This window comes from Pseudomonas sp. TH07 (assembly GCF_016651285.1).
GTDB lineage: Bacteria > Pseudomonadota > Gammaproteobacteria > Pseudomonadales > Pseudomonadaceae > Aquipseudomonas.
In genome coordinates this window covers 3,189,272-3,215,980 of the sequence record NZ_JAEKED010000001.1, presented here as the reverse complement: position 1 = coordinate 3,215,980, position 26,709 = coordinate 3,189,272, and the positions used below count along the sequence as shown (strand labels likewise).

The window sequence follows — 26,709 nt, the reverse complement described above, 5'->3', positions numbered from 1 at the left end:
TCGCCCCTATCAGTGACGAAATCAGCACAGACCCTGGCTCGATGGGGAGGTGTCGGCCCGAGCCTGAAACTATGCCGATTTCGTCATCAGCAGCGATGAAAACCCACAAGCGACCACACCCGATCGCGGCTCACTCTGTAGGCCTTTCTTGCCAGGTGATGCCATGAAACGAATTACCGTCATCGATTCACACACAGGGGGCGAACCCACTCGCCTGGTTATCGACGGCTTTCCCGAACTGGGCAATGGCTCGATGGCCGAACGCCTGGCGCTGTTGCAACGCGAGCACGACCACTGGCGCACCGCCTGCGCCCTGGAACCTCGGGGCAGCGACGTGCTGGTGGGCGCGCTGCTGTGCGAGCCGCAGGCGGCCGACGCCTGTGCCGGGGTGATCTTCTTCAATAACAGCGGTTACCTGGGCATGTGCGGCCACGGCACCATCGGCCTGGTGCGCTCGCTGCATCACCTGGGGCGCATCGAACCTGGCGTGCACCGCATCGAAACACCGGTGGGCACCGTCGAGGCCACACTGCACGACGACCTCTCGGTCAGCGTGCGCAACGTCCCCGCCTACCGCCATCGCCAGGCTGTGGCGCTGGACGTGCCCGGGCACGGGCGGATCCATGGCGATATCGCCTGGGGCGGCAACTGGTTCTTCCTGATCAGCGACCATGGCCAGCGCATTGCCCTGGATAACGTCGAAGCCCTGACCCAGTACACCTGGGCCGTGCGCGAAGCCCTGGAGGCAGCCGGAATCCGCGGCGCCAACGACGGGCTGATCGACCATATCGAACTGTTCGCCGACGACCCCGATGCCGACAGCCGCAACTTTGTGCTGTGCCCCGGCAAGGCCTATGACCGCTCGCCCTGCGGCACCGGCACCAGCGCCAAGCTGGCGTGCCTGGCGGCCGACGGCAAACTGGCCCCCGGCGCTACCTGGCGCCAGGCCAGCGTGATCGGCAGCCAGTTCAGCGCCCACTATGAGCAGACCGGCGAACAGATCATCCCGACCATTCGCGGCACCGCCCATATCAGTGCCGAAGCCACCCTGCTGATCCAGGCCGACGATCCCTTCGGCTGGGGCATCCTGCCGTGACCCAAGCGGCCCAGGCCGATGTGATCGTGATCGGCGCCGGGATCATCGGCGCCGCCTGTGCCCATGAATTTGCCCGGCGCGGCTTGCGGGTGCAGGTGCTGGACAACGCCAGCGGTGGCGCCACCGGCGCCGGCATGGGCCACCTGGTGGCGATGGACGACAACGCCGCCGAACTGGCCCTGAGTCATTACTCCATAGGCCTCTGGAACCAACTGCGCGAGCACCTGCCGGCCGCCTGCGCCTATCGCAATTGCGGCACTCTGTGGCTGGCGGCCGATGCCGGGGAAATGGACCTCGCGCGCAGCAAGCAACGAACCCTGGCCGAACATGGGGTGGCCGGCGAACTGCTCGGTGCAGACCAATTGGCCGAACTCGAACCCATGCTCCGCAAGGGGCTGGGCGGCGCCTTGAAGATTCCCGGCGACGGCATCCTCTACGCACCGGCCACCGCCAGCTGGCTGCTGCACAACCACCCAAGCATCAGTCGCCAGGTCGCCACGGTGACAGCGGTCGCGGCCAATCGGGTCGAGCTCGACGATGGCCGCGTGCTCCACGCGGAGTACGTGGTGCTGGCCAACGGCTTTGCCGCCCGGCAACTGCTGCCCGAATTGCCCCTGCGGCCGAAAAAGGGCCACCTGCTGATCACCGATCGCTACCCCAGCCAGGTCACGCACCAATTGGTGGAACTGGGCTATGCCGCCAGCGCCCACGCCAGCGACGGCACCTCGGTGGCGTTCAACGTGCAGCCGCGCCCCACCGGGCAATTGCTGATCGGTTCGTCGCGCCAGTTCGACACCCTGGACCCGGCTGTCGAACCGGCGGTACTCGCGCCCATGCTGCAACGGGCGGTGGATTACCTGCCGGCGCTGGCCGAACTCAACGGCATTCGCGCCTGGACCGGCTTTCGCGCCGCCAGCCCCGACGGCTTGCCGCTGCTGGGCCAGCACCCCAGACAAGCAGGCCTGTGGCTGGCCCTCGGGCATGAAGGCCTGGGCGTGACCACCGCCCCCGGCAGCGCGCGCGTGCTGGCAGCGCTGATGCTCGGCGAGACATCGCCCATCGACCCTCGTCCCTATTTGCCCGAACGCTTCGGCGTATTGACCGGAGACCCGCGATGATCATCTACCTCGAGCATCAGGCCTTCACCGTGCGCGATGGCCTGACCGTCGCCGCGGCCCTGGCCCACAGCGGCGATGAGCGCACTCGCCGCTCATGCAGCGGTGCCCCGCGCGCGCCGTTCTGCGGCATGGGCATTTGCCAGGAATGCCGTATGACCATCGACGGCCGGCGCCAACTCGCGTGCCAGACCCTGTGCCGCGAAGGCATGCACGTGGAGCGCAGCCTATGACCGAACAACGACTGGACTGCGACATCCTGATCGTCGGCAGCGGCCCGGCCGGTCTCGCCGCCGCCCAGGCCGCCAGCCGCAGTGGCGCCTCGCTGGTGGTGATCGACGACAATCCGCGCCCCGGTGGGCAGATCTGGCGCAACGGCCCGGACACCCGGCTCGATCCGGCCGTGCGCGAGCGCTTCACGGTGCTGGACTCGCCGCAACTGCGCTACCTCAGCGGCACCCGCATCATCGGCGCCGCCGGCCCTCAGGCGCTGCTGCTGGAGGATGCCGAACACGCCTGGATCATCGATTACCGACAACTGATTCTGTGCTGCGGCGCCCGTGAGTTGCTGCTGCCCTTCCCCGGCTGGACCCTGCCCGGGGTCACGGGGGCCGGGGCCTTGCAGGCGCTGCTGAAAAACGGCCTGCCGCTGCGCGGTGAGCGCGTGGTGGTGGCGGGCAGCGGCCCGCTGCTGCTGGCCAGCGCCGCCAGTGCGCGCCAGGCCGGCGCCCGGGTGATCCGGGTCCTGGAACAGGCGCCAAGCGCTGCGTTGGCCGGCTTTGCCACGGGCCTGTGGCGCTGGCCGAGCAAAATCCGCCAGGCCCTGACCCTGGCCACCCCGGCCTATCGCAGCAATGCCCATGTACTGGAAGCCCTGGGCGAGCAACGGCTGGAAGCGGTGCGCATCCGCCAGGGCGAGCGCACCCTTGAACTGCCCTGCGAGCGTCTGGCCTGCGGCTTTGGCCTGGTGCCCAACACCCTGCTCGCCAGCCACCTGGGCTGCCAGTTACATGAGCACGCCATCGCTGTCGACCACCAGCAACGCACCAATGTCTCCGGGGTCCTGGCGGCGGGTGAATGCACCGGGGTCGGCGGCAGCGAGCTGGCGCTGATCGAAGGCGAAATCGCCGGGCTGGTCGCCAGTGGCCAGGACGCCGCCGCGGCGGCGCTGAGTCAGCGGCGCCAGCATTGGCAGGCGTTTGCCGATCAGGTTCGCAGCGCCTTCACCTTGCGGCCAGAGGTGCTGCAACTGGCGCGCCCGGATACCCTGCTGTGTCGCTGCGAAGACGTGGCCTTTTCCGCCATTGCCAAGCAACCCGGCTGGACCGCCGCCAAGCTGCAATCGCGTTGCGGCATGGGGGCCTGCCAGGGCCGGGTCTGCGCCACGGCGGCGCAAGCCCTGTTCGGCTGGGACCCGCCCCGTCCCCGCACGCCCCTGGTGCCGGCGCGCATCGGGACTCTGCTCAAGCGCTAGCCGAGCGGCATGCGGATCGCCGCCCTTGCCACAGCCCGGTGCCTCGCCATAATGAGCAGCGGCTGACAGCCAGGTCATTCAAGGAACGGCAGCATGATCGAACCCGCCACCCTGCACCGGCTGCCCGCAGCCCTGGCGCGCCAGCGCCCCGAAGACATCGAGAGCCTGCTGGGCAGCATGGCGCTGATTGCACCACTGCTCGACACCATTGCCAACGCGGTGTTTTTCATCAAGGACCTGCAGGCCCGCTACCTGATCGCCAACCTGACCCTGGCCCAGCGCTGCGGCTTCAAGAACATTGAGCCGCTGCTGGGCAAGACGTCCGCAGAGGTATTCCCGGCGGTGCTCGGCCCGGTCTATACCGAGCAGGACCAACGGGTGCTGCGCCACGGCATCAGCATCAAGGGCCAACTGGAACTGCACCTGTACGGCAGCCGCGAACCCGGCTGGTGCCTGACCCACAAATTGCCCCTGCACGGGCGCGCGGGGCAGATCATCGGCATGGCCGGCATCTCCCTCGACCTGCAGGCGGCCCACGATACCCACCCGGCCTATGAACGCCTGGCAGCAGTGGACCGCTATATCCGCGAACACTACAGCGAAGCGATCCGCCTCGAGCAATTGACCGAGATTGCCGACCTGTCGATTGCCCAGCTGGAACGCTACTGCAAGCGCATCTTCCACCTCACGCCACGGCAGATGATTCACAAGGCACGCCTGGAACACGCCTCGCGCCTGCTGCTGGGCGAGTTGCCCATTACCGAGGTGGCGCTGCAATGCGGCTACACCGACCACAGCGCATTCAGCCGCCAGTTCAAGGCTCTGACCGGCATCAGCCCACGGCAATTTCGCCACAACGCCACACGCTAGCCAGCGGGCCCGGGTGATCTGTCACTCGCGGCAAAAGGTGGTGTATTCAAACAGGGTGGCGAAGCCCGCCCGACGGTAGATCGACAAACCATCGATCGAAGCCTCAAGCACGCAACACTGCGCGCCCTCGACCTTGGCATACGCCAGGGCGTGCTGGATCAATGCACTGGCATAACCCCGATGCTGGTACTCGCGTTGGGTGCCGATGTCATCGAGCCGGGCCACCCCAGGCCCCAGGGACAAGGTCAGCGAACACACCGGCAATTGCTCGACATACAGGCTGAAATGGCGCAGCGAGCGCCCCGCCGCCAGCGCCGCCCGATGCCGTGCCAGGTATTGGCCAATGCCCTCCTCGCCCGACTCGAAAGCACTCGCCACCGGCCGCGACCAGTCATCCAGGTGCTGGTCGGAGCAACGGATATCGACCTGGCTGGGGGCCGTCCCCGCCGCCTGCCAGGTTGTGAGGTCCAGGTGCATGCAGGTGGTCTGGTCGCTCGCCAGCAGCTGCTGTTGCTGCAACTGCTCATGCACCTGCGCCACCAGCGTGTCACGCACCACCACGCAGAACGGCATCTGCGTGCGTTGCAGAAAGTCGATGCCCTGGGCCAGCTGCGACGCCAGCTCGGGGTCGGCCTGCTTCACCAGCAGCAGGTTCAGGCTGCTGGCCTCGACCCCGGTGCAGTAAGCGCTGAGGCTGCTGCCGAACTGTCGATACAACTGGGAAATGGCGACGAAGAAATCATCCTCCGCCTGGTGATAAAGCTCGATAACCGAAGTATCCGCGCTGGACCTCATGCCTGCCTCCCTGAAACCGTCACCCCATCATCGGCGCGACAGGCCACACGGTAAGCCCGCAGCCAGGGCGATTCCAGCCTTGCCCTGTTTTATTGTGCGAAGAAGTATTTTCATCTGTAAGCGCAGTTCAACTGCTGAACCCCAGAGTTGCCAATATCCACCAGGCTCATCCCTGACGCCCGTTGCAGGCGTCAGGAGCAATGCCGGCGTTATTCGTAATAGCCGATGGTCTTTTTCAGGGAATCCGAATACTCGTAGATATCATCGATGGAGTTGAGCGGATGGCGGGTTTCATTTTTGTCTTGGTCGAAAATCCCGATGTACTTTTGTGAGCGATTGAAATGCAGGCGGCAGATGGGTTTGCGGTTGTTGTCATCGAGCAATATGCCGAAGTAGCTCTGGGTATCTCGCTGCACAATGCGCTTGGCATCGACCACAGAACGCACTACTGCACGCACGATGTGGTAACCCTCCAGTTCCTCCAAGGTGGTAAACACCTTGTCCTCGATCTGGTCGAGTTCCTCTTCCTCCGCGCCCCCAGCAGCCCTCCCGGTAGTGGCCATGACAGCAATCGGCGGTTGAATCGCGCCACTCATTGCCGACTTGAGCCGATCGTTGATCTGGTCATTGAGAAATTGCCCCAGGGCCTTTCTCGTCAGCTCATAAAACTGCTCGCGAACCTTCTGGGTAATCACCCCGTCATAGACCCGCGAAGCAAAGACTTTGACAAAGTCGTCGTCGGGTTTGCTGACCTGCGAAGCGATGACCTTTTTAATCTGACTGACATACTTCAACTCCCCCGCTGCATTGATGATCGACTCGACATCAAAGGCTGACTTGGTGAGTTTTGTCAGTTCCGGCACCGCGTACTCATCGATATCCAACAGGTCGAGTTCGAGAAACGGTTTCTCGTCCATCTTGTTCGGCGCATCCAGGTCCGTAAAAAATTTGTAGACCTGACCATTGGTCAAAATGGATATCCGCGCACTGGTCACGTGAAAGTAGCGAAAGAGTTGCGAGGCATGATTGATATGCAAAGGCTCGCCGATCTTTTTGCACTCGATCAGGATCTGGACTTCACCTTCCTTCATAACGGCGTAATCGATTTTTTCGCCTTTTTTGGTCCCGATGTCACACACGAACTCAGGGGTCACTTCCGTTGGATCGAATACGTCATATCCCAGCACCGTACTGATGAAAGGCATGACAAAGGCATTTTTTGTCGCCTCCTCAGTTTGAATGGCAGCTGCTTGCAAACGCACCTTGGCAGCGAGACTGGCTAACTTTTCGAAGAATTCCATGGATGACCTCTTACCTTTTCCGATCCGTGTATGAACATGCTGGCAATTTGCCGGCCAACTGATACTAGACACAAATCGTCACAAAGAAAGATTTCCCCTCATATAGCGCTGCAACCTAGGGCCGCTAGGCCTCGCGCAGTTAAAAGAAATTCCGCCACCGCGCTGCGGTCAGAAGCTCAGGTCCATTCTGATAAGGAATCCGCTCATGAAGTTTTCCAAGATCTCGCAATCGTTGTCGATGTGGGCCGGGAGCCCGAAGACGTTTCTGGTGGCGGTCGGCCTGATTGTGCTGTGGGGGCTGAGTGGGCCGATTTTCCATTTCAATGACACCTGGCAGCTGATCATCAACACCTCGACCACCATCATCACGTTCCTGATGGTGTTCCTGATCCAGAACACCCAGAACCGCGACAACGACATTTTGCATATCAAGATCGATGAGTTGCTGCGCGCCACCCAGGATGCGCACAACGCGGTGCTGAGCCTCGATGGGCTGGACCTCAAGCAGTTGGAGAAACTGCGCAGCCAGTACAAGGAAATCGGCCGTGGCGATTCCCTCAACCTCGACGCCTCGGGCGCCGAAGACGGTCGCAAGACCGATTTGAATCAGTGCTGAATTCGCCCCGGGGCTGGCCGGCGACCGGCCCCGAAGCGCTGGGGCTTATGGCAGTGGATTGCCGCCGGTGACGCCGAACACTTCGCCGGTGATGTAGCTCGACTCCTGGGACGCCAGCAGCACATAGAGCGGCGCGCACTCTGCTGGTTGGCCGGGGCGTTTCATTGGGGTTTGCAGGCCGAATTCGGGAATTTTCTCCCGCGGCTGGCCGCCACTGGGCTGCAGCACGGTCCAGATCGGACCGGGTGCCACCGCGTTGACCCGGACCCCCTGCTCGATCACTTGTTTGGCCAGGGCCTTGGTGAAGGCCACGATCGCCGCCTTAGTGGTGGCGTAGTCGAGCAAGGTGGCCGAGGGCTGATACGACTGGATCGACGCGGTGTTGATCACCGTGGCCCCGGCCGGCATCAGCGGCAACGCCGCCTTGCAGATCCAGAACATGGCGTAGACGTTGGTTTTCAGGGTGGCGTCGAACTGCTCGGTGCTGAGTTCGGCGATGTGTTGCTGCGCCACCTGCTTGCCCGCCACATTGACCAGGATGTCCAGGCCACCCAGTTGCTGATGGGCGCTGCGCACCAGTTCCAGGCAAAAGGCTTCGTCGCGAATATCGCCGGGCAGCGCCACTGCCTGGCGCCCCTCGGCCTGGATCAGTTCGATGACCTGGCGCGCGTCCCGCTCTTCCTCGGGCAAATAGTTGATCGCCACATCCGCGCCTTCCCGGGCATAGGCAATGGCAGCCGCCCGACCAATGCCCGAGTCGCCGCCGGTGATCAGCGCCTTGCGTCCCTTGAGTCGGCCAAAACCCTGGTAGCTCTGCTCACCGTGGTCCGGCCGGGGCGTCATGTCCTGGTCGATACCGGGGGCGGTTTGTGGCTGATCGGGAAATTTCGGCTGCGGGTACTGGGTCAGGGGGTTTTGCATTTCGTACTGATTGCGCACGTGTTGAGTCGACATCGCCGGTCTCCTTGGAAGGGCTGATCAAAATCTGACAGTGGGCTGGGGGCCTGGAACAGGTCGCGGGTGAGCGGCCAAGGCGGCTCACCCGCAGGCCTCAGGAAATCAACGGCTGGCTTGCAGGGCCCGGGCCATTTGCAGGTGATTTTCCAGCTTGGGCAGGGTTTCCTCGGCAAACGCCTGGAGCTCGGGAACCTCGCTGGTCTGGGCCTGCTGCTGGATCTGCTCGATGGCTTCTTCAGTGGCCTTGACCTGGCTGGCGGCGTAGGCGGCGTCAAAGGCTTCGCCTTCGGGCACCTGCGGCATCATGGTTTTGGCCTTGCTCAGCACTTCTTCACGGGGCGCCACCGGCAGGTCCAGTTGCTTGGCGATCTTGGCCAGGTGCTGGTTGGCTGTGGTGCGGTCATTGATCACCACGATGGTGTAGTCCTTGACCTCCTTGGACGAGGTTTTCTGGTGCGCCATGCGGCTGGCTTCAATGTCGGCGATGCCCTTGGCCGAGGCGTCGTCGATAAATGCGGCTGGCGACTGCGCGAAGGCGCTGGTCGCGCCCAGGCTCAGCAGCAGTGCCAGGCTGGCAGTGCGTAATGGGTTGGCCATGCGGCTCATGGTTTCGCCCTCCTTACTCAGGGGTGAACAACTCAGGGTGTGATAACGCGACTCGGTAGTGCCGCCTGTACGGCATGTGAAATTTCGCGGCGACAAAGGTTTAGAAAAATCCCCCTTGCCGCGACGAACGGTGCCTGGCCGCGCCGGCCAACACCTGCCGATCGCCACGCGAACCGCGGACACAGGATGGGCCCCAGGTGCAGGTGCCAGCCACCTCGGGCAAGGTGCTTCAGTAGGCGGCAATCACGCTCGGGAGTGGGCCTTGCGCGCCCGCTTGGCCCGGTACATCGCGTCGTCGGCGTGCTTGAACAGTGACTGTTCTTCCAGGCCATGCTCGGGGTACAGACCGATGCCGATGCTGGGCCGGATGCTCAGGGAGTGGCCGTCCAGGCGCAGTGGGTCGCCCAGCACCTGGCAGATCTTGTCGGCCACGGTGTCGGCGTCCGCGGCCGCCTGCATGCTTTCAAGCAGAATCACGAACTCGTCGCCGCCGATCCGCGCCACGGTATCGCACTCACGCACACAGCCCTTGAGCCGGTTGGCAACGGCCTGCAGCAGCATGTCGCCGACGGCATGGCCGTAGGTGTCGTTGACCTGCTTGAACTGGTCGAGGTCGATGTACAGCAGGGCCATGCGCCCCGATTCGCGCCGGGCCCGGGCCAGTGAATGACGCAGGCGCTCCTTGAGCAGCTCGCGGTTGGGCAACTGGGTCAACTGGTCGTATTCGGCCATGTATTGCAGGCGGGCCTGCAACTGCTGGCGTTCGATGGCGGTGGTCAGTTGGGCGCAGACGTACTGCAGCAGTTCCTGGTCCTGTTCGGTATAGCGTTCGCCCGGCGCGCTCCTGACCACCAGCGCTCCGATGGTGCCTTTCTGCGAGTTGAGCGGCACCCCGAGCCAGCACGTGCTGTCCGGCTCCGGCATGGGTGGGAAAGACTCCGGCAGCGGCTCGCCGGAGTCTGGGGTCAGGCGCAACGGCAGGCCGCTGCGGATCACTTCGGCACACACCCGGCCGGTGAAACTGCCCGTGCGTTCCGGCTGCTGCTCGCTGGGGTCGACATGGTAGGCAAAGCTCATGGCCTGGGAGTGCGGGTCCTGCAGGGCCACTGAAAAATTCAGTGCCGGCAGCCATTCACCGATGATCCGATGCACCCGCTGGAACAGGCCGAGCAGGTCTTCGGCGCCCTGGGCCGCTTCGGAAATCGCATACAGCGCAGCCTGCCTGGACTCGGCCAGCTTGCGCTCGGTGATATCCCGGGCCACGGCAATGCGCAGTTGATCGACCTCCGACCAGCGCGCCGACCAGAGGATATGGGCGATGCGCCCATCCTTGCGCAGGTAGCGGTTTTCGAAATTGGGCATCGGCACCCCGGCCATGATCTCCCGCGCGGCCTGCAGGGTGCGCTCGCGATCTGCCGGGTGCACCAGTTCGATCATGGCAGTGCCCACCAGCTCTTCGGGGGTGTAGCCGAAAATCCGCTCGCAGGCGGCGCTGACAAAGACGAAGCGGCCGTTGCTGTCCACCGCACACACGGCATCCAGCAACAGGTCGATAAAGCTGGCCAGAGGCGCTGAATTCTTGGTTGCCATCAGGGAAAGGGACTGCCTTGCAAATGAAACGCCGAGTATCAATCCCTGGGCCTGGTCAAACGGCATCGGCCGCTGACGCTTCGCTGCTGCAGCCTTGCAGCGCGGTTATCCCTTGTTGCTGATCAGCCCCGGCAGCGCATGCACCAGGGCATTGATGGCGAAGCCGATGAACATTACTCCGCAAACCCGCGTAATAGCCAGCTCATGGCGCTGGTACAGGGTGCGTATCTGACGGGCACCGACCACGCCGATCAGGATCGCGTAGGCCACCACACCGCCCAGGAAACTCAGCAGAATCAGCCACGGCAGCATCGACCAGGTCAAGAGCTCGGCGCGGCTGGAGAGCAGTGCGGTAAAGGTCGCCACCGCCACCGGGTAGGCCTTGGGGTTGGTCAGGCCGAACAGAATGCCGTGCCAGAACGGTTGCCGCGCCGCGCCCTGGGGGGCGTCGCTGCCGGTACTGCGGGTGCGGATCGCACGCAGGCCGAGCCAGAACAGGTACAGGCCGCTGAGCACGCCCAGTACATCAAAGGCACTGCTGCCGATCTCACGGGCGCCGACAATGGCGACCAGCGCGGTGCTGCACCAGACCACATCCCCCAGCAGATGGCCGCAGAGAAACCCGGCCCCGGCCCGTCGGCCCCGGGCGGCGCCAATGCCGAACACCGCCAGCACGCCCGGGCCGGGGGTGATGCCATAGATAAAGCCGGAAGCGAGCACGGCCAGCAACAGTGATGCAGTCATCGACAAAACTCCGCAATGTGCCCCGCAGACAATGCCTGGCACAGAATCAAGGGGGGGATTCTGCACGAAGCCTGGCGCTGATCACCAGCCGGTTCGATCAAAAGACCAAGTCCGATCGGTAGACCGCAACGCCCTCCTTCGCGACTCGGGCTGGGGCATCAACCCGACCTCGGCGTCGAGCGCCAGCGCCACCGCGAGCCGGCCGTGGATCGGGCAGGCACCACGCATGGGTTCGCCGCAGCCCTCAGCGCCAGGCCTTCAGACCTGGGGGCACGCTGTAGCGCTGGCCGTCATAACGCAAGGTGGTGGTGGCGGTACGGGTATGGCTGGAGGCCGTGGTGCAATCGTCGCCCTGCTCAAGGGCTTCGCTGTCGGTGGCCACGGTGGTGACGATCAGGTCGGCGTACCCCTGGCTGCGGGTCTTGGCCACGGCCACGGTACTTTTGCTGTCGGAGAAATGCCCGTTGCAGCGGGTATCCCATTCGCCACTGGAAGACTCCACCACCAGCTTCTCCAGGATCGGACGCAGCGTCTTGCCATCGCGCACGTACAGGGTCAGCCAGGTTTCGCCATCGGGGTTGGCGCGGGAGGTGCCTTCGAAAAAACTGCGGATGCCAAAGGCCCGCACCTGCTCGTTCAAGCGATAGCGCGCCGTGTCGATGCCCAGGCCACGGAAGGTGCTGGTGTCGGAAAGAATCGCCGCAGGCAGGGAGTAAGACGCCTGGACGCTGCCGTCGCGGCTGGACACCAGCGCCAGCTGCAGCTCATAGCTGCCGGGCTCTTCGGGCGGCAAGGCCTGTTGCGGATGCTCCAACCGCGCCTGCCCGGTGATTCGGGTGCCGGGGTAGGCCGGCCAGTCCTTGCACACCTCATACAGCACCTCGGCCCCGGAATAGGCACTGGCTCGGCATTCGGCCGCAGCCTGGACGGCGACGCCACACAGGCCCAGCGCGATCACGCCACGCAGGCAAAACCGCTTCATGTTCATCCACACCTCTTGAAAATGTTCATTCATCACGCAGGCCCTGGGGCACCACGTAGCGTTGGCCGTCGTAGCGCAGGGTGACCTGGCTGACCTGTGGCGGGCTGTTTTTTTCCAGGCATTGGTCCCCGCGCTGGGTGGCTTGGCGCTTGACCACAGAGGTCTTGACGATCAGGTCGGCGAAGCCGTGGCTGCGGGTGGTGGCCATGGCCAGGGTACGTTTGCGGGTGCTGAATTGGCCCTGGCAGCGACCTTCGCTTTCGCCTCCGTACTGATACACGTTGAGGTCGCTTAGCAGCGGGCGCAGTGCTTGTCCCTGGACCACGAACAGCGAGAGGTTTTCACTGGCGAACGGGTTGTACATCGACTCGTGGCTGAAATGGCTGCGAACGCCGAAGGCGCGAACACCTTCGCCCACCTGATAACGCGCGGTGTCCACGGACAACCCATCGAAGGCCACGGCATCGGAGCTGATGGCTTGTGTCTGCGTGTAAGACGCCTTGACCTGCTGGCTGCCCGCATCGACCAGGGTCACGAGCAGGTCGAACAGGCCGGCCTGCGCTTCGCCCGTGACGTTATCGGGCGCGGTGGCCAGGGCGCGGATCTGCACCCCGGCCTGGGCCGGCCAATCCTTGCACGCCGTGTACCCCAGGGTGCCCGGTGGCAGCGGCGGTTCCTGGCATTGCGCGTGACTCTGGCTGGCCAACAGCAGCAGGCCGCTGGCGGCCAGGCCTGTCAGCAAAGGGTGGTTGAAGATCATTGCCTGCTCCCTGCGTTACCCAAAAAAGCCCGTTTCGGCGGCGCACTATCGCCGCTCAGCCGGTTGCTTTCAATGGTGCAGGCCAGGGAGTGTGAGGGCAGGCCAGCCCCTGAGGTTCAGGGGCCGGCGTGGGGTGCGGGGTCAGCGGATCAGAAGGCGCTGCGGAAGATTTCTTCGATCTGCCGTTGGTCCGCCGCCCGAGGGTTGGTCAGGCCGCAGGCGTCTTTCAGGGCATTGGCGGCGAGGATCGGGATGTCCGGCAACTTGGCGCCCAACTGGCGCAGGCCGGCCGGGATGTCCACGTCCCGTGCCAGGCTGCGAATCGCGGCGATGGCCGCCTGGGCGCCCTCTTCCGGGCTGAAGCCGCGAATGTCGGCGCCCATGGCGTGGGCCACATCGGTCAGGCGTTCGGCACAGACCGAGGCGTTGAAACTCTGCACATGGGGCAGCAACACCGCATTGCACACACCGTGGGGCAGGTCATAGAACCCGCCCAACTGGTGCGCCATGGCATGCACGAAACCCAGGGAGGCATTGTTGAAGGCCATGCCGGCGAGGAACTGGGCGTATGCCATGTTCTCCCGGGCCGTGAGGTCGGAGCCGTCGTGCACCGCCTGGCGCAGGTTGTTGCTGATCATGTCGATGGCTTTCAACGCACAGGCGTCGGTGATCGGGTTGGCCGCAGTCGACACATAGGCTTCGATCGCGTGGGTCAGGGCGTCCATGCCGGTGGCGGCAGTCAGGCCCTTGGGCATGGCGACCATCAGCGCCGGGTCGTTGACCGACAGCAGCGGCGTGACGTTGCGGTCGACAATGGCCATTTTCACGTGGCGCGCTTCGTCGGTGATGATGCAGAAGCGGGTCATCTCGCTGGCAGTGCCGGCGGTGGTGTTGATGGCGATCAGCGGCAGCTGCGGCTTGGCCGACTGGTCGACGCCCTCGTAGTCGCGGATATGCCCGCCATTGGTGGCGCACAGGGCGATGCCCTTGGCGCAGTCATGGGGCGAACCGCCGCCCAGGGAAATCACGAAATCGCAGTTGCCCTCGCGCAGGCGCAGCAGGCCCTGTTCGACGTTATCAATGCTCGGGTTGGGCTTGGCGCCGTCGAACACCAGCGAGTCGATGTCCTGCATCGCCAGCTTCTCGGCGATCATGCTCGCCACCCCGGCTTTGGCCAGGCCGGCATCGGTGACGATCAGCGCCTTGCGAAAGCCGTAGTTGCGAATCGCGCTCATGGCCTCGTCGAGACAGCCAATGCCCATGACGTTGACCGCGGGAATAAAAAACGTGCTGCTCATGGAAAATCCTCTTGGCTGGGCCGAACTGCGAAACGCCAATTCAGCAAATGCCTACAGGATCGACCCATCGGTCACCGCCGATCTTGACCTGGCTCAACAGTCGGTCGTGATAAAGTCGGCGCCCTGTGCCTTGAGACGACGACCCGCGATGATGGATTTCCAGGAATTTGACGCCAACCTTGAAGACTGGGAGGCCTTGCGCGCCAGCACGCCGATTGCCGGGCTGCTGATCGGCAATGGTGCCAGCCGTGCGGTCTGGGACGATTTCGCCTATGACTCGCTGTTCGAAAACGCGCGCACCGTCGAAGAAAAACCCTTGAGCCAGTCCGAACTGAGTGTGTTCGACGCCCTGCAGACCCGCAGCTTCGAACAGGTGCTCGGCGCCCTGAAGACCACCAGCCGGGTCAACAAGGCCCTGGCCGTGAGTTCGGCAGCGCCGCGCAATCGCTACTACGCGATCAAGGAAGCGCTGATCAACACCGTGCACGCGGTGCACATCCCCTGGCGCCTGGTGCAACCGGCGAGCCTGGCCTTGATCAATCAGGAACTGCGCCGCTATCGCACGGTGTTCACCACCAATTACGACCTGCTCAACTACTGGGCGATCCAGCATGACAACCCGGGTATCGACGACCTGTTCCACGGCAGCGAACCGATGTTCGATGTGCGCGATACCGCCAGCAGCGACACGCGCTTTTTGTACCTGCACGGGGGCCTGCACCTGGTGCGCAACGTCGACGGCAGCGCACGCAAACTGACCTCCACCGAGGGCACGCTGCTGGGCAGCTTCGCCATCAACAACACCATCAAGACCCTGGATGACGTGCCGCTGTTCGTCACCGAAGGGCCGCTGGCAGACAAGCTCAAGACCATTCGCAGCAGCGATTACCTGTCGTTCTGCTACGAGCAACTGCTGGGCCACGGCGACGCCTTGTGCATCTTCGGCCACAACCTCGGCCCCCAGGACAACCACCTGGTGCAAGCCATCCGCCAATCCGGGAGCAAGACCCTGGCGATCTCGATCCACCCGCGCAGCAAGGCCTTTATCCAGCACCAGAAACGCCACTACGCCACGCTGTTCGACGGCATGGACGTGACGCTGCGTTTCTTCGATGCCAAGAGCCATGCGCTGGGCAATCCGAAACTGTCGGTGCCTGTCGAACGTTGAATGCGTAACCCCGCGCATACCCCTGTAGCCGCTGCCGCAGGCTCGGGGCCGCGTTCGGACGCTGGCCCTTACCGGCGCCGTGAGGCGTCAGGCAAATGGAGGTCGTTGCAGATGGCCTGCGCAGCCTCGCACGCTCGGCAGCGGCTACAACGCTCAACGACGGCGTTGTGTGTCATGCAGGTCGCTACTGCTCCCCGCTATGCACCACCACCAGCAACTGCGCCTGGACCTCGCCCACCGAGCGGATGCGGTGGGGTTTCTGGGCGTTGAAGTGCAGGGCGTCGCCGCGATTGAGCAGCACCCGTTCGTTCATGAAGTCGACTTCGACCTGGCCTTCGTGGACAAACAGAAACTCCTCCCCCAGGTGCTCCTTGAAGGTCTTGTCGCTGAACTCCCTGGCCGGATAAATGATGAACGGCAACAGGCTGCGCTCGCTGACCTGATGGGCCAGCACCGCATATCCCGGCTGGTCGCCGGCCGCCAGGGACTGGCGCTGGTCGCTGCGTACCAGGCTGTAGCTGTCGAGGCTGACGGCGTCTTCGGCGAACAGTTCCTCGACCTTGACGTTCAATGCCTTGGCCAATTTCAGCGCCGCGGCAATCGATGGCGTGTTCAGCCCGCGCTCGACCTTGGACAGGTAACTCTTGGTCATCCCGGACTTTTCAGCCAGGGCCTCCAGAGTCACGCCAAGTTTTTTTCTGAGTAATTTCAAACGGATAGACATGTAGAGCGGTTAATCCATTGAGGAGGCGACGATTTGTGCTTGCCAATGACACAAAGTGTCATATAGCCTCTTTAGTGTCATTTGCTTTAACCCAACGACCTTGCGAGCAGCGGGGGCTGGCAAATCCGACGTCCAAAAGACTCAGTAAAGGACACCGATATGGCCAAGACATTAGCACTACCCAAAGAGCAACTGGTCAAGCAGGCGCTGACCCAGATGCAAAACACCCTGGCGGATAATACGTGGACCGACCGGCAAAAGCTGGCCCTGACCTGCCGCATCCTGTTCGAGAACGGCCACGACTCCGGCCTGGCCGGGCAGATCACCGCCCGCGGCCCGCAACCCGGGACCTACTACACCCAGCAATTGGGCCTGGGTTTCGACGAAATCACCGCCGGCAATCTGTTGCTGGTCAACGAAGACCTGGAGGTGCTCGAAGGCCACGGCATGCCCAACCCGGCCAACCGCTTCCACAGTTGGGTGTACCGTGCGCGGCCGGATGTGAACTGCATCATCCACACGCACCCGACCCACGTCGCCGCGCTGTCGATGCTGGAAGTGCCGCTCGAGGTGTCGCACATGGACCTCTGCCCGCTGTATGAAGATTGCGCGTTTCTCGAAGGCTGGCCGGGGGTGCCGGTGGGCAATGAGGAAGGCGAAATCATCGCCTCGGCCCTGGGCGACAAGCGCGCCATCCTGCTCTCGCACCATGGCCAACTGTCCAGCGGTGCGAGCATCGAGGAGGCCTGTGTGATCGCTCAGTTGATCGAGCGTGCGGCCAAGTTGCAGCTGCTGGCAATGGCCGCCGGCCGCATCAAGCCGATCCTTCCGGAACTGGGGCGCGAAGCCCATGACTGGATTTCCCGGCCCAAACGCCACGCCGCCGCCTTCAACTATTACGCTCGGCAGAACCTCAAGCAGCACGCCGATTGCCTGAACTGAAACCACCCGGACATTAAAGGAGCGACCCCATGTCGACCCCACGCATTCACGGCATCATCGGCTACACCATCACCCCCTTCAGCGCCAACGGCGAACAACTGGACCTGGACGCCCTGGGTCGCTCCATCGACCGCCTGATCGACAGCGGCGTGCACGCCATCGCGCCCCTGGGCAGCACCGGCGAAGGCGCCTACCTGAGCGACGCCGAGTGGGACCAGGTCAGCGAGTTCAGCATCCGCCACGTGGCCAAGCGCGTACCGACCATCGTCAGCGTGTCCGACCTGACCACCGCCAAGGCCGTGCGTCGCGCGCGCTTTGCCGAGCGCCACGGCGCCGACGTGGTGATGGTGCTACCGGCGTCGTACTGGAAACTCAGCGCGGCGGAAATTCTCGCCCACTACCAGGCCATCGGCGCCAGCATCGGCGTGCCGATCATGCTCTACAACAACCCGGCCACCAGCGGCACCGACCTGCCGGTGGAGCTGATCCTGAAAATCTTCCACGCCGTGGAAAACGTGACCATGGTCAAGGAGAGCACCGGCGACATCCAGCGCATGCACCAGCTGCAATTGCTCGGTGAAGGCCAGGTGCCGTTCTACAACGGTTGCAATCCCCTGGCTCTGGAAGCCTTCGCCGCCGGTGCCGCCGGCTGGTGCACCGCCGCGCCGAACCTGATCCCCGAGCTCAACCTGGCGCTGTACCAGGCGGTGCTGGCCAACGACCTGAACCAGGCCCGCGCGCTGTTCTACCGCCAGTTGCCGTTGCTCGACTTCATCCTCAAGGGCGGCCTGCCGACCACCATCAAGGCCGGCCTGGAGCTGACCGGGCTGCCCGTCGGCGAGCCGCGCCGGCCGCTGTTTGCCCTGGACGACGCCGGGCGCCACCAGTTGCGGCAGTTGCTCAACACCCTGGGTTGAATCCAGGCCGAAAAAAACCCGGGCGCATCTGCGCTCGGGCTTTTGCCTGGGCGATGGCCAGCCACTGCTCAGTGGCTGTTCAACGCCGCCGCCGGCATCGGCTTGAAGATCGGGTCCTTGAGCATCTGCGCGATAAAGTCATCGGTGATGCGCTGCACGTGCGGGTACTGGCCGCCATCGAGATTGACCCAGCCGCGCCAGGAGCTGGTGTGATTGCTGATCAGGTATCTGGCCAGCGGCTGGTCGCCACGGCTGACATGGAAAACCACCTGGCTGTCCCAAGTAGCCGGGGCCGGCACGATAAACAGGGTCAGGGCGCTGAGCAGGCCCAGGGGGATATTCTGCCAGCCGAAGTAATCACTGTTGGCCGCCACGATCACGTTGTAGCCCTTGGCGCTGTGGCCATCGAGCACCTGTTCGAAGGTGCCACGGCGCCGCAGTTCATTGCGGATCAGCGCACCGGGGATGGGGCCGATCACGCTGACATTGATCGGCGGCAGCGACTGGCGGTAATCGACCTCGGCCGGCTTGAGGCTGTGAGTGGTCTGGCATCCGCCGAGGCCCAGCATCAGCAGCACCCACAAGCAAAACGTACTGCGCATCACAGGTCTCCCGACAGCATGGCTTTAAGCATCGAGGCCTTGGGCCCCTGCTCCTTGACGATCAACGGCGTGGCTTCTTCCATTTTCTCCAGGTCGACCCGTTGCAGGCTTGGCACCTGCGGGTACTTGGCCCGCACCAGGGCGGCATCGCGCTCCAGATGATCGCTGTGCAGGAAGATGCATTTGGCGCCACCAGCCGACAGACACCCGGCGCGGAAATCACCGACGTAATAGGCCTTGCCGGCTTCCAGCTCCAGGGGGATGGAGAAGTCTTCACGGCTCCAGGAGGTGGCGTTGCCGCGATCGAAATGCAGGTTGTAGATCTCATAGCGCCCGGGCTTGAGCGGCATCACGAACAGGCTGCCGATGCCGTGCCAGGTCTCGCGCACATCACGTGGGGTACGGGCATAGAACTGGTTGTACAGACGCGCGGTGGCAAAACCGTCGCCACCCCGTGGACGGATCAGCAGCATCTGTTCGTTGGCGGTGTACAAAGCCTGCGGCCAGATACCGACCACACCCACCACATAAGCCACGCCCGACTGCGGGTCGGGGTTCATGCTGTCGGCAATTTTGGTGGGAGACAGGCTGTAGCAGCCGCTCAGGGCCAGCAGCGCGGAGAGTAAGACGAGAGGGCGAATCATGAGGTCGCAGGTCCCTTGGACGATGATCGATAACGTCAGCCAGGGCACCAGGCATCCCCACTCCCCTGTGACGGGCGCGGAGGATAAAGCAAGCGATAGCATTTCGCCATAATTCGGTCGTCAAACCGCTGACGGTTTATCTCGAAGACAGCCAGGCTGCGCCGCCTCTGGGAGCGGCGAGCCTGTAAGGACGCGGCCTACAGCGCTGGCGCGGTCTTGTCCTTGATCGGACCGACGGGGCCATTGGCCTTGACGCTGGCGATGCCTTTTTCCAGCGCAGCGCTGGAGGAATAGGCCTCGCCGTTGCCGATGACCTGGTGGTTGGCGGCCTTGAGGTTGAAGTACGGATGACCGTCCTTGGTGGTCTTGCGTTCGTAGCGCTCATCCAGTGCGCTGTTGGTGCGTACCGCAGCGATGCCATTTTCGGCGGCGCTGCGGGTGGTATACAGCTCGCTGGTGAGCAGGGTTTCGGCATTGGCCGCCTTCAGGACAAAACGGAACTGGCCATTGCTGCTTTTGCTCAACTCGTACCATCCGGACATAAACGTGCTCCTTGGGTGATCAGGCAGTGAAGGTGCCTTGAGAGTAAAGACCCTGGCCAAACTTTAGCCACCCGCCCTCACCCCCCTCGCGCCCTCCTCCACCACGCCCAGACCCTGGGGTTGACGCTGGCGCAGTAGCACACTCACCGCCGCCCACACCGCCAGGGTCACACCGGCCAGAAACAGCATCACGGCGCGGTAACCGTTGAGAAAGGCAGCGTGCCCATCGTCCACCGGGGTCGCGGAAAAGTGGTGATACAGGCCCACCCCCAACGCCAGACCCAGGCCGCCGCCGACGTTGTGCAAGGTCATCAGCGAGCCCATGGCCACCGAGCCGACCTCCTGGGGCACCGAGGAAATCCCCAGTACCGTCGATGGCCCGAGAATGCTCGCCCAGCCCAGGCCCATGATCACAAAGGCGGCTAACAGGTACGGCAGCGAGGTCTGGCCATCGAAACCGGCCTGCAACAGCGCCGACAGCACAAACAACAGCAACCCGGTCTTGATCAGCAGCGCCGGGCCCTTGCGGTCCACCAGGCGTCCCACCAGGGGCGAGAGCACGGCCACGCCGAGGGTGGTGGGCAGCAGCAGCCAGCCGCTGGCCTGCACGCTTTCGCCACGGATCAACGCCAGGTACAGCGGCATGACAAAGAACGCCACGCAATAGAACACCGCCAGGCCAAAGCTGGCCAAGACTCCGGCGACAAAGCGCCGGTTGGCGAACAGTTTGAGGTCGATGATCGGCGCCGCGACCCGTTGCTCCACCGCCACAAAGGCCGCCAGGGCCAATACGGCAATGGCGATCAGCGCCAGGGTGGTCGACGACCCCCAGCCCCAGGCCGCGCCCTGGACAATCACCAGCACCAGGCTCGGCAAGCCGATCAGCAACAGCAGCGCCCCCAGCCAATCCAGGCGTGCCCCGCTGGCGGGTGCCCGCGATTCGTCGACGCTGACGCTGCAAATGGCCAGGCTCAGGAGCACGAATGGCACGTTGATCAGGAAGATCCACTGCCAGCCAAAGGCGCTGGTGATGACACCGCCAAGCACCGGCCCGATGGCCAGGCCCACGCCGTTGACCCCGAACAGCACGCCAAACGCCTTGCCCTGTTCGGCGCTGTCGAAGGTACTGGAGACAATCGCCCCCGAGGCGGTGTAGAGCACCGCGCAGGCCAGGCCCTGGACGATCCGGGCGACGATCAGGCCGTCGATCCGGCTGGCCAGCCCGGCCGCCAATGACGCCAGGCCAAACACCGTCAGGCCGATAAACAGCACGCGCTTGCGCCCATGCAGATCAGCCAGGCGCCCCACCAGCACCATGAAACTTGAAAGGGCGAGGATAAAACCGTTGATCACCCATTGCAGGCTGTCGACCGAGGCGCCGAGGTCGGTTTGCAGTGCAGGAAGCGCGGTGTTGACGATGGTGAAATCGACACACCCGAGAAAACTGGCAATGCTCACTCCGAGCAGTGCCCACCATTTGCGTTGCTGTTGCGCAAAAACGCTCATGGAAACTCCTTAACGAAAAATCATGGAAATCTGCTGCCGCTGCGGCCGGCCGGACCCTGGGCTGGACGATGGGCGGTTGGGCCGAGATCGTCCGGGGGCTGAGGGCCAGCGCAGCCTCGTACCTTGGCAGCGGCTACAGATTGCGGGTTGCAGGTTGGGGCTAGATGGCGATGGCTCCACTGGACCAGTTGGGGTGGATGACGCCGGGCAAGGTGAAGGGGATCGGGATCCCGCGTTTCTTGAACTTGAGCGGCAGCCAGCGCACCCGGTCCGGGCTGTGGGGCTCGATCAACAGGTCGCGGCTGGTGGCCATGGCGGCGGTCATCTGCTGCGGGTACAGCACGTAGTCATACCCCTCGGCCGCCCACAGCGGCAGGATGATCGGGATTTCCTCGAGGATGTATTCGCGGCACTGGGCCGCCGCGCGCTCGATGTCGGCGTGTTCGTCCCGCAGACGCAGGCGATCGGTAAACACCGCGATGGTGCTTTCAATCGCTTCGCGCAGTTCGTGGCGCTCGTGGTAGACCAGGTTCAGTTGCTGGCGCAGTTCGGCGTAGTGGTCGCTGGCCAGTTCCTGGTTCCAGCGGGTGATCTGGTACGGCACCCGCAGGCCATCGAGGATGCTCTGGTTGCGCGCCAGCCAGGCATCGCCGTCGCGGATCGAGGCCGACAGCGCTTCGCCCGGGGATTTGCCGTGCTTGTTGTGGCGCTGCAAGGTGTCGGCCACCACCACTTTGACGTGGCTGAAGCCGGACTGATTGATCAGGTGAATGGTCGAACGCAGCTTCTGGTCCTCGTGGTATTCCTGGCCGACGCTGACCGCCAGCACCACACGCTTGCCTTCGAACTCATGTTCTTCGCCGCCCTTGTTGAAGTAGGCCTTGAGGTTGATTTCCTGCACGTTGCTCATGGGTTAGCTCCAGTAGGCCAAAGGCTGGTGTTCGCCGTAAAAACCGATAAAGACGCCGAGGGTGATCCGGGTGCTGCTCGCCGAAGGGCGGACCGCGTGGATCAGCCGTGGGTTGAGCAGGATCAGGTCGCCCGGTTCCGGCTTGATCACAAAATCCGGGGGCGGCAGCAGGTGGCGTTCGATGCCGTAGGCGCGCTCGCCGCGCAGGCGGTTGTATTCCTCCTCGTCGGGCTCGATGCCCCAGATCTCCAGCTCGCCGCCGTCTTCAGGTATCTCCAGGTAAATGTTGGTCGACAGCTGGCTCAGCAGCGGCTGGCTATGGCCCTCGGGCGCATTGCGTTCGAGGTTGTCGGTGTGCGGCGTCAGGTCCACGCCGCTGCCCTGGAAGCGGGCGATGCCGACGAAGCATTTCTGCCCGTCCACCTGCAACAGGTGCGCGCCCTGGGGCCAGACTTCGTCCAGCAACAGGCGCAACTCGTCGATGGGTGAGGCCAGCGGGCGGAACACCTGGCGGATCTTGCGGATATTGCCCAGCGCCTGGGCGTGGTACTCGGCGCGGCTCTGCTCGTCCTGGATTTCGATGTAGGCCTTGCCGATGCGCACGAATTCCTTTTGTTCGCTGAAGGCGCTGCGCAGCTCGTGCTGGTACAGATGATCGCGCGCCACCTGCAAGGTATCCGGTGGGCAGAAACCTTTGAGCTGCACCCCATAAGAGCGCTTCTCCACGACATCGAGGATATGCCGTGCTTCAAGTTGATCGGCAGTAATGACTGTAAACATGCAAGCTCCCTTATTCCCTGGAAGTAGTGCGAAGAGAACAACGTAATATTTTGTTGCAAAGCCACCTTAGTCAGCAAAAAGTCCGTTGTGAAATACCCTTTACCTCTATTATCCAAACTTAAAAATGTATTGAAAAAAGAGCGCAAAAGGCCCTGCAACAGCCTTCACAGGCCGAGCAACAACGTACTTTCAAATACACTAAGAGCGCATGACCAAATAACTTCAATCGCCGCACATAACAGCAAAACTCCCGAACTTAATTAATGAAAGCTTCATCTTCTTACTTCACTTCATTGAAGCGGTCATCAAAGTAGGCCGGTGCATCGAATGTGCTCTGGATAATGCCCTCCTCGCGATACAGATCGGCGGTGTGCTGGACGTCCTCGATCACCGCCGGGCCGATGGCGATCCGTTGCGGTCGTGAATAACGATTGGAACGTTCGTGGATTTCCACCGGCAGGCCGCTGTACACCGCCTGGATCCGGGAGAACTCTTCCTGGTGCTGGTCGGCCCAGACATAGGCCCGCGCCAGGCGCCGCAGAAAATCGTCGATCTGCGGCGCCTTGTCCTGGATAGCCTGATCGCTGGCCACCAGCAACATATGCCCGGCGAACAAGCCCTCGCCGCTGATCATCACCCGGGTTCCACCGGCCATCTGCACCATGCTGGTGTAGGGGTCCCAGGTCGACCAGGCATCGGCCTGACCGTTGGCCAGCACGCTGCGCGAGTCGCCGGGCTGGAGGAAAATAAACTGCGCATCGGTGCCATGCAGGCCCACCGAGCGCAGGGCCGCCAGGGCCAGGAAATGGCCGATGGAACCGCGGGTAGTGGTGATGCGCCGGCCCTTGAGGCTGGCGGCGTCGGTCAGGGGCGAATCCTGGTTGACCACGATTGCCACCGCGGTCGGCGTGACCTTGAGTTTGATCACCCCGACGGTCTTCATCGCCGCCCCGGCCGCCGCCGCAAACACAAAGGGCGCATCGCCCAGGGCACCGATGTCCACCGCCCCCGCCGACAGTGCCTCGGCGGTCGGTGCCGCGGCGGCAAAGGAGGCGAATTCGATCGGGTACGGCACCTGCTCCAGCTCGCCGGCGGCCTGCAGCAGAATCTTCAGCGACTGCTTCTGGCTGGAGACCCGCAACCGGTTGTCGGCCTGGGCTGCGGTGCCCAGCAAACACAGAATCAGCAACAGCATCCTGTAGCCGCTGCCGAGCCCGCGAGGCTGCGCCGGCCCGGCCAGGCACCGCAACGCAGCACGCACACCCCGCTGCATACCCACCCCTTAAAACGCCAGGCTGACGCGGCTGTAGTAATAACCACCGCCCAGCCCATACGGCGAAAACATCCCGTACTCATAGGTCCCGGCCCACGCCTTGAGGCCGATCTTGTCCGGGTACTCGTCGAACAGGTTGTTGGCGCCCAGGGCCACGGTGAGGTTCTTGGTCACGTCGTAGGCCACATCGATATCGGTGATCCACTTGGCGCTGTAGGTACGGTCGTTGGCCGGAATGTTCGATCCTTCGGTGTACTCGCCAAAACGCGTCAATTGCAGGTTGGTGGTCCAGTCGCCGACCTTGTAGTTCGTCGACAGGATCCACTTGTCCTTGGGCGTGGACTTGGTCAGGTCGATCTGCTGCTGGCGGTCGAACAGCACATAGTTCGAACCCAGCCGCGCCAGGGCCGCCGGGGTGTCGGCCAGATCACGGATGGTGGTCTTGTTGTGGTTGTAGGCAACACTCCACTTCGCCGTGCCGTATTCACCGAACGACTGGCTGTAGTCGGCCACCAGGTCCACGCCCTTGGTCCGGGTGTCGGCGGCATTGGTGTAGTACTGCCCGGCCAGGTTCGGCGACAGGCCGTTTTCCACCAGGATCTGCGAGACCTGGGTGCCTTGCAGCAGGCCGGTCTGGAGAATCCGCTTGTCGATGTCGATCAGGTAGAAGTCGGCGGTCAGGCGCAGGCGCTCGGCCGGTTCGGCGGTAAAGCCCAGGCTGTAGTTGCGCGAGGTTTCCGGCTCCAGGTCGCGGGCACCCAGGGCCACGGCTTCCGCCGAGTTGGGGCGCATCTGCTTGGTTCGCACCGAGGTGGTGGTGCCGCCCGCGCCGAACTGGGTCACGGTGCTGGTGGTGGAGAACACGCTCTGGGCCAGGGACGGCGCGCGGAAGCCGTTGCTCACCGCCGCCCGCACCGCATACCCGGGGATGAACTCATAACGGGTGGTGAGCTTGCCACTGGTGGTGTCGCCGACCCCGAGGTTGTACTTCTCGTAGCGCCCGGCCGCGCCGACATACCAGTTGGGGGTGATATTGAGGCCAAAATCGACATAGGCCGCTTCGCTGTGACGCTCCAGGCTGTAGGCGTCCTCCGGGGTGGTGCCGTTGACCGAGAACAGCCCCGGGTCCGGGCGCACCCCGGCGAACGGGCCGACATTGGGCACGTAGCTGCCGTAGTTGTAGGAGTTGGGTTCACCGCTTTCGAGGGCGTATTTCTCCCTCCGGTATTCCAGGCCGAAGGAGGTTTCCAGCGGGCTGCTCCAGCCGATGTCCAGGGCCCGGGAGAAGTCCAGGTTGTTGGTCCACTGGTCGAACACCAGGTTGCCGAGGTGGAAGTCGTGCTGGCCGTAGGGGCCGTTGGAAATGTTCAGGTTGTTGGCGGTGTCCAGCACGCCGCGGTCCTTGCCGTAGGTGCTCGACAGGTCCCAGTCCCAGCCGCCGGCCAGGCCCTTGGCGCCGCCGGCAACCTGGAAGTCGGTCTCGTGGATCTCGCGCCGCGCCTGGCCGCCATTGGGGTATGGCGCGTTCGGCACGCCGGCCAGGCTGGTGATGTCGGTGGGCTTGCGGTGGCCCAGGTCCTTGTTGCTGTTGCGGTAGCTCAGGGTCGAGAACGAATACAGCTTGAGGTCGTCCTGCAACGGCAGTTCGGCGTTGTAGGCGACGCTGGTGGTGCGGTCGCGGCCCAGGCCGTACTCGGTGCCCCAGCCCTGGCGATTGCTTTCACGGGGGTCGGGGGAACCATCGGCCTGGTTGAAATACAGCTGGCCTGTGGCGGCGCTGGAGCGCTCGTAGGGTTCCTGGATCTTGGCGTCCCACGACAGGTTGAAGAAGCCCCCGTTCTCCCCCAGCTTGTTGCCCCAGTTGAAGGCTTCATGGCCGGTGGTGCCGTCGCCGTCGTAGTACTGGCCCAGGCTGGTGTCGGAAGTCAGGCCCTCGGCATTGCGCTTGAGGATGATGTTGATCACCCCGGCAATCGCGTCCGAACCGTATTGCGCCGCCGCGCCGTCGCGCAGCACTTCGATGCGCTCGATGGCGGCGGTGGGAATCAGGTCCAGGTCCACCGGCACCGAAGCGTTGCCGACCCGCGCGCCGTTGTTGATCAGGGCCGAGTTGTGCCGGCGCTTGCCGTTGATCAGCACCAGTACCTGGTCGCCGCCCAGGCCGCGCATGCTGACGCCACGCACCAGGAACGCCGTGCCGCCGCCGTTGATGGTCGGCACGTTGAACGACGGCAGCAGCCGCGCGAGCATTTCCTTGAGGCCGTTCTGGCCGATGGTGCGCAGTTGTTCGCTGTCGATCACATCGATCGGCGCCGGGCTGTCGGTGACGGTGCGCTGCTGGCTGCCGCGAACCCCGGTGACCACTACGGTGCCGAGGGTTTCATCGGCAGCCAGGACGTTGGGCGGCAAGGTCAGGCCGAGCAGGCCAAAGCTGAGCGGCGCCACGCCGACGAGGGTTTTGTGCAAGTTGGAACGCATGGCTGAAGATCCTTTTGAG

General features: G+C 63.7%; 27 protein-coding genes. 9 read left to right on the top strand and 18 right to left on the bottom strand.

From position 1 onward, the window contains the following. Positions 1 to 163 precede the first annotated feature (163 nt). From JFU57_RS14990 to JFU57_RS14970, 5 genes are all read left to right on the top strand, one after another. Positions 164 to 1,096, top strand: coding sequence for a 4-hydroxyproline epimerase (locus JFU57_RS14990; protein ID WP_201129852.1), 933 nt, complete (start codon positions 164 to 166; stop codon positions 1,094 to 1,096). Beyond that, positions 1,093 to 2,214, top strand: a complete 1,122-nt coding sequence (locus tag JFU57_RS14985) for an FAD-dependent oxidoreductase (RefSeq protein ID WP_201129850.1) — start codon at positions 1,093 to 1,095, stop codon at positions 2,212 to 2,214. The genes JFU57_RS14990 and JFU57_RS14985 overlap by 4 nt, the downstream gene beginning before the upstream one ends. Further along, positions 2,211 to 2,444: a (2Fe-2S)-binding protein gene (locus tag JFU57_RS14980; RefSeq protein WP_201129848.1), complete on the top strand. Its 234-nt coding sequence runs from the start codon at positions 2,211 to 2,213 to the stop codon at positions 2,442 to 2,444. The genes JFU57_RS14985 and JFU57_RS14980 overlap by 4 nt, the downstream gene beginning before the upstream one ends. Then, a complete protein-coding gene (locus tag JFU57_RS14975) occupies positions 2,441 to 3,685 on the top strand; it encodes an NAD(P)/FAD-dependent oxidoreductase (protein WP_201129846.1) in 1,245 nt (414 codons plus the stop codon). The genes JFU57_RS14980 and JFU57_RS14975 overlap by 4 nt, the downstream gene beginning before the upstream one ends. 93 nt (positions 3,686 to 3,778) lie before the next feature. Next, a complete protein-coding gene (locus tag JFU57_RS14970; RefSeq protein ID WP_078473153.1) occupies positions 3,779 to 4,555 on the top strand; it encodes an AraC family transcriptional regulator in 777 nt (258 codons plus the stop codon). 21 nt (positions 4,556 to 4,576) lie between these two features. On the opposite strand, the gene JFU57_RS14965 is transcribed toward JFU57_RS14970, so the two are convergent. Next, positions 4,577 to 5,350: a GNAT family N-acetyltransferase gene (locus JFU57_RS14965; RefSeq protein ID WP_201129844.1), complete on the bottom strand. Its 774-nt coding sequence runs from the start codon at positions 5,348 to 5,350 to the stop codon at positions 4,577 to 4,579. A gap of 209 nt (positions 5,351 to 5,559) precedes the next feature. Further along, the gene (locus tag JFU57_RS14960) at positions 5,560 to 6,651 is read right to left on the bottom strand and encodes a type I restriction endonuclease (RefSeq protein WP_201129842.1); all 1,092 of its coding nucleotides are present in this window, start codon (positions 6,649 to 6,651) and stop codon (positions 5,560 to 5,562) included. A 205-nt stretch (positions 6,652 to 6,856) separates the two neighbouring features. On the opposite strand from JFU57_RS14960, the gene JFU57_RS14955 reads away from it, so the two are divergent. Next, a complete protein-coding gene (locus JFU57_RS14955) occupies positions 6,857 to 7,267 on the top strand; it encodes a low affinity iron permease family protein (protein ID WP_020297437.1) in 411 nt (136 codons plus the stop codon). A 45-nt stretch (positions 7,268 to 7,312) separates the two neighbouring features. On the opposite strand, the gene JFU57_RS14950 is transcribed toward JFU57_RS14955, so the two are convergent. From JFU57_RS14950 to yiaY, 7 genes are all read right to left on the bottom strand, one after another. Further along, positions 7,313 to 8,221: an SDR family oxidoreductase gene (locus JFU57_RS14950; protein ID WP_201129840.1), complete on the bottom strand. Its 909-nt coding sequence runs from the start codon at positions 8,219 to 8,221 to the stop codon at positions 7,313 to 7,315. A gap of 105 nt (positions 8,222 to 8,326) precedes the next feature. Further along, a complete protein-coding gene (locus JFU57_RS14945) occupies positions 8,327 to 8,830 on the bottom strand; it encodes a DUF4142 domain-containing protein (RefSeq protein ID WP_020297438.1) in 504 nt (167 codons plus the stop codon). Between the two features lie 243 nt (positions 8,831 to 9,073). Further along, positions 9,074 to 10,420 (bottom strand): sensor domain-containing protein, encoded by a 1,347-nt coding sequence (locus JFU57_RS14940; protein WP_201129838.1) that lies wholly within the window; start codon positions 10,418 to 10,420, stop codon positions 9,074 to 9,076. A gap of 105 nt (positions 10,421 to 10,525) precedes the next feature. Next, entirely contained in the window at positions 10,526 to 11,164 is a 639-nt protein-coding gene (locus JFU57_RS14935; protein WP_078473148.1) for a LysE family translocator, read from the bottom strand. A 244-nt stretch (positions 11,165 to 11,408) separates the two neighbouring features. Next, positions 11,409 to 12,179, bottom strand: coding sequence for a hypothetical protein (locus tag JFU57_RS14930; protein WP_242487387.1), 771 nt, complete (start codon positions 12,177 to 12,179; stop codon positions 11,409 to 11,411). Continuing rightward, positions 12,172 to 12,906 (bottom strand): hypothetical protein, encoded by a 735-nt coding sequence (locus JFU57_RS14925; RefSeq protein WP_201129835.1) that lies wholly within the window; start codon positions 12,904 to 12,906, stop codon positions 12,172 to 12,174. The genes JFU57_RS14930 and JFU57_RS14925 overlap by 8 nt, the downstream gene beginning before the upstream one ends. Before the next feature lie 149 nt (positions 12,907 to 13,055). Continuing rightward, positions 13,056 to 14,204 carry an L-threonine dehydrogenase gene (gene yiaY, locus JFU57_RS14920; RefSeq protein WP_201129834.1) on the bottom strand — a complete coding sequence of 383 codons (1,149 nt, stop codon included), beginning with the start codon at positions 14,202 to 14,204 and terminating at the stop codon, positions 13,056 to 13,058. 148 nt (positions 14,205 to 14,352) lie between these two features. Between yiaY and JFU57_RS14915 the strand changes: the two genes are divergently transcribed. After that, positions 14,353 to 15,372 carry a DUF4917 family protein gene (locus tag JFU57_RS14915; protein ID WP_078473144.1) on the top strand — a complete coding sequence of 340 codons (1,020 nt, stop codon included), beginning with the start codon at positions 14,353 to 14,355 and terminating at the stop codon, positions 15,370 to 15,372. A 184-nt stretch (positions 15,373 to 15,556) separates the two neighbouring features. On the opposite strand, the gene JFU57_RS14910 is transcribed toward JFU57_RS14915, so the two are convergent. Next, a complete protein-coding gene (locus JFU57_RS14910; RefSeq protein ID WP_020297446.1) occupies positions 15,557 to 16,096 on the bottom strand; it encodes a helix-turn-helix domain-containing protein in 540 nt (179 codons plus the stop codon). 159 nt (positions 16,097 to 16,255) lie between these two features. On the opposite strand from JFU57_RS14910, the gene JFU57_RS14905 reads away from it, so the two are divergent. Continuing rightward, positions 16,256 to 17,038, top strand: a complete 783-nt coding sequence (locus JFU57_RS14905; protein ID WP_078473143.1) for an aldolase — start codon at positions 16,256 to 16,258, stop codon at positions 17,036 to 17,038. Positions 17,039 to 17,067: 29 nt separating this feature from the next. Further along, positions 17,068 to 17,955, top strand: a complete 888-nt coding sequence (locus JFU57_RS14900; protein ID WP_201129833.1) for a dihydrodipicolinate synthase family protein — start codon at positions 17,068 to 17,070, stop codon at positions 17,953 to 17,955. Positions 17,956 to 18,023: 68 nt separating this feature from the next. Here JFU57_RS14900 and JFU57_RS14895 read toward each other — a convergent pair whose 3' ends face one another. The 8 genes from JFU57_RS14895 to JFU57_RS14860 form a co-directional block, all read right to left on the bottom strand. Beyond that, the gene (locus JFU57_RS14895) at positions 18,024 to 18,557 is read right to left on the bottom strand and encodes a hypothetical protein (RefSeq protein WP_201129831.1); all 534 of its coding nucleotides are present in this window, start codon (positions 18,555 to 18,557) and stop codon (positions 18,024 to 18,026) included. Then, on the bottom strand, positions 18,557 to 19,201 hold the full coding sequence (locus tag JFU57_RS14890) for a hypothetical protein (RefSeq protein ID WP_201129829.1): 645 nt from the start codon (positions 19,199 to 19,201) through the stop codon (positions 18,557 to 18,559). The genes JFU57_RS14895 and JFU57_RS14890 overlap by 1 nt, the downstream gene beginning before the upstream one ends. Positions 19,202 to 19,398: 197 nt before the next feature. Continuing rightward, positions 19,399 to 19,743 carry a YegP family protein gene (locus JFU57_RS14885; RefSeq protein ID WP_020297451.1) on the bottom strand — a complete coding sequence of 115 codons (345 nt, stop codon included), beginning with the start codon at positions 19,741 to 19,743 and terminating at the stop codon, positions 19,399 to 19,401. Between the two features lie 63 nt (positions 19,744 to 19,806). Next, entirely contained in the window at positions 19,807 to 21,249 is a 1,443-nt protein-coding gene (locus tag JFU57_RS14880; protein WP_201129827.1) for an MFS transporter, read from the bottom strand. 160 nt (positions 21,250 to 21,409) lie between these two features. Next, positions 21,410 to 22,159: a tRNA-dependent cyclodipeptide synthase gene (locus JFU57_RS14875; RefSeq protein WP_020297453.1), complete on the bottom strand. Its 750-nt coding sequence runs from the start codon at positions 22,157 to 22,159 to the stop codon at positions 21,410 to 21,412. A gap of 3 nt (positions 22,160 to 22,162) precedes the next feature. Continuing rightward, positions 22,163 to 22,939 (bottom strand): 2OG-Fe(II) oxygenase, encoded by a 777-nt coding sequence (locus JFU57_RS14870; RefSeq protein ID WP_020297454.1) that lies wholly within the window; start codon positions 22,937 to 22,939, stop codon positions 22,163 to 22,165. Between the two features lie 280 nt (positions 22,940 to 23,219). After that, a complete protein-coding gene (locus tag JFU57_RS14865; protein WP_201132121.1) occupies positions 23,220 to 24,134 on the bottom strand; it encodes an aliphatic sulfonate ABC transporter substrate-binding protein in 915 nt (304 codons plus the stop codon). Positions 24,135 to 24,221: 87 nt separating this feature from the next. Beyond that, positions 24,222 to 26,690 (bottom strand): TonB-dependent receptor plug domain-containing protein, encoded by a 2,469-nt coding sequence (locus JFU57_RS14860; RefSeq protein WP_078473137.1) that lies wholly within the window; start codon positions 26,688 to 26,690, stop codon positions 24,222 to 24,224. Positions 26,691 to 26,709: the final 19 nt, after the last annotated feature.

Excerpts from the sequence above, each read along its gene's own strand:
- JFU57_RS14925 (WP_201129835.1), bottom strand. The coding sequence starts at position 12,906 with ATGATCTTCAACCACCCTTTGCTGACAGGCCTGGCCGCCAGCGGCCTG.
- JFU57_RS14930 (WP_242487387.1), bottom strand. The coding sequence starts at position 12,179 with ATGAATGAACATTTTCAAGAGGTGTGGATGAACATGAAGCGGTTTTGC.
- yiaY (WP_201129834.1), bottom strand. The coding sequence starts at position 14,204 with ATGAGCAGCACGTTTTTTATTCCCGCGGTCAACGTCATGGGCATTGGC.
- JFU57_RS14940 (WP_201129838.1), bottom strand. The coding sequence starts at position 10,420 with ATGGCAACCAAGAATTCAGCGCCTCTGGCCAGCTTTATCGACCTGTTG.
- JFU57_RS14955 (WP_020297437.1), top strand. The coding sequence starts at position 6,857 with ATGAAGTTTTCCAAGATCTCGCAATCGTTGTCGATGTGGGCCGGGAGC.
- JFU57_RS14970 (WP_078473153.1), top strand. The coding sequence starts at position 3,779 with ATGATCGAACCCGCCACCCTGCACCGGCTGCCCGCAGCCCTGGCGCGC.
- JFU57_RS14895 (WP_201129831.1), bottom strand. The coding sequence starts at position 18,557 with ATGCGCAGTACGTTTTGCTTGTGGGTGCTGCTGATGCTGGGCCTCGGC.
- JFU57_RS14910 (WP_020297446.1), bottom strand. The coding sequence starts at position 16,096 with ATGTCTATCCGTTTGAAATTACTCAGAAAAAAACTTGGCGTGACTCTG.
- JFU57_RS14865 (WP_201132121.1), bottom strand. The coding sequence starts at position 24,134 with ATGCTGTTGCTGATTCTGTGTTTGCTGGGCACCGCAGCCCAGGCCGAC.
- JFU57_RS14980 (WP_201129848.1), top strand. The coding sequence starts at position 2,211 with ATGATCATCTACCTCGAGCATCAGGCCTTCACCGTGCGCGATGGCCTG.
- JFU57_RS14875 (WP_020297453.1), bottom strand. The coding sequence starts at position 22,159 with ATGAGCAACGTGCAGGAAATCAACCTCAAGGCCTACTTCAACAAGGGC.
- JFU57_RS14945 (WP_020297438.1), bottom strand. The coding sequence starts at position 8,830 with ATGAGCCGCATGGCCAACCCATTACGCACTGCCAGCCTGGCACTGCTG.
- JFU57_RS14870 (WP_020297454.1), bottom strand. The coding sequence starts at position 22,939 with ATGTTTACAGTCATTACTGCCGATCAACTTGAAGCACGGCATATCCTC.
- JFU57_RS14960 (WP_201129842.1), bottom strand. The coding sequence starts at position 6,651 with ATGGAATTCTTCGAAAAGTTAGCCAGTCTCGCTGCCAAGGTGCGTTTG.
- JFU57_RS14950 (WP_201129840.1), bottom strand. The coding sequence starts at position 8,221 with ATGTCGACTCAACACGTGCGCAATCAGTACGAAATGCAAAACCCCCTG.
- JFU57_RS14860 (WP_078473137.1), bottom strand. The coding sequence starts at position 26,690 with ATGCGTTCCAACTTGCACAAAACCCTCGTCGGCGTGGCGCCGCTCAGC.
- JFU57_RS14890 (WP_201129829.1), bottom strand. The coding sequence starts at position 19,201 with ATGATTCGCCCTCTCGTCTTACTCTCCGCGCTGCTGGCCCTGAGCGGC.
- JFU57_RS14990 (WP_201129852.1), top strand. The coding sequence starts at position 164 with ATGAAACGAATTACCGTCATCGATTCACACACAGGGGGCGAACCCACT.
- JFU57_RS14905 (WP_078473143.1), top strand. The coding sequence starts at position 16,256 with ATGGCCAAGACATTAGCACTACCCAAAGAGCAACTGGTCAAGCAGGCG.
- JFU57_RS14965 (WP_201129844.1), bottom strand. The coding sequence starts at position 5,350 with ATGAGGTCCAGCGCGGATACTTCGGTTATCGAGCTTTATCACCAGGCG.
- JFU57_RS14880 (WP_201129827.1), bottom strand. The coding sequence starts at position 21,249 with ATGAGCGTTTTTGCGCAACAGCAACGCAAATGGTGGGCACTGCTCGGA.
- JFU57_RS14935 (WP_078473148.1), bottom strand. The coding sequence starts at position 11,164 with ATGACTGCATCACTGTTGCTGGCCGTGCTCGCTTCCGGCTTTATCTAT.
- JFU57_RS14915 (WP_078473144.1), top strand. The coding sequence starts at position 14,353 with ATGATGGATTTCCAGGAATTTGACGCCAACCTTGAAGACTGGGAGGCC.
- JFU57_RS14975 (WP_201129846.1), top strand. The coding sequence starts at position 2,441 with ATGACCGAACAACGACTGGACTGCGACATCCTGATCGTCGGCAGCGGC.
- JFU57_RS14885 (WP_020297451.1), bottom strand. The coding sequence starts at position 19,743 with ATGTCCGGATGGTACGAGTTGAGCAAAAGCAGCAATGGCCAGTTCCGT.
- JFU57_RS14900 (WP_201129833.1), top strand. The coding sequence starts at position 17,068 with ATGTCGACCCCACGCATTCACGGCATCATCGGCTACACCATCACCCCC.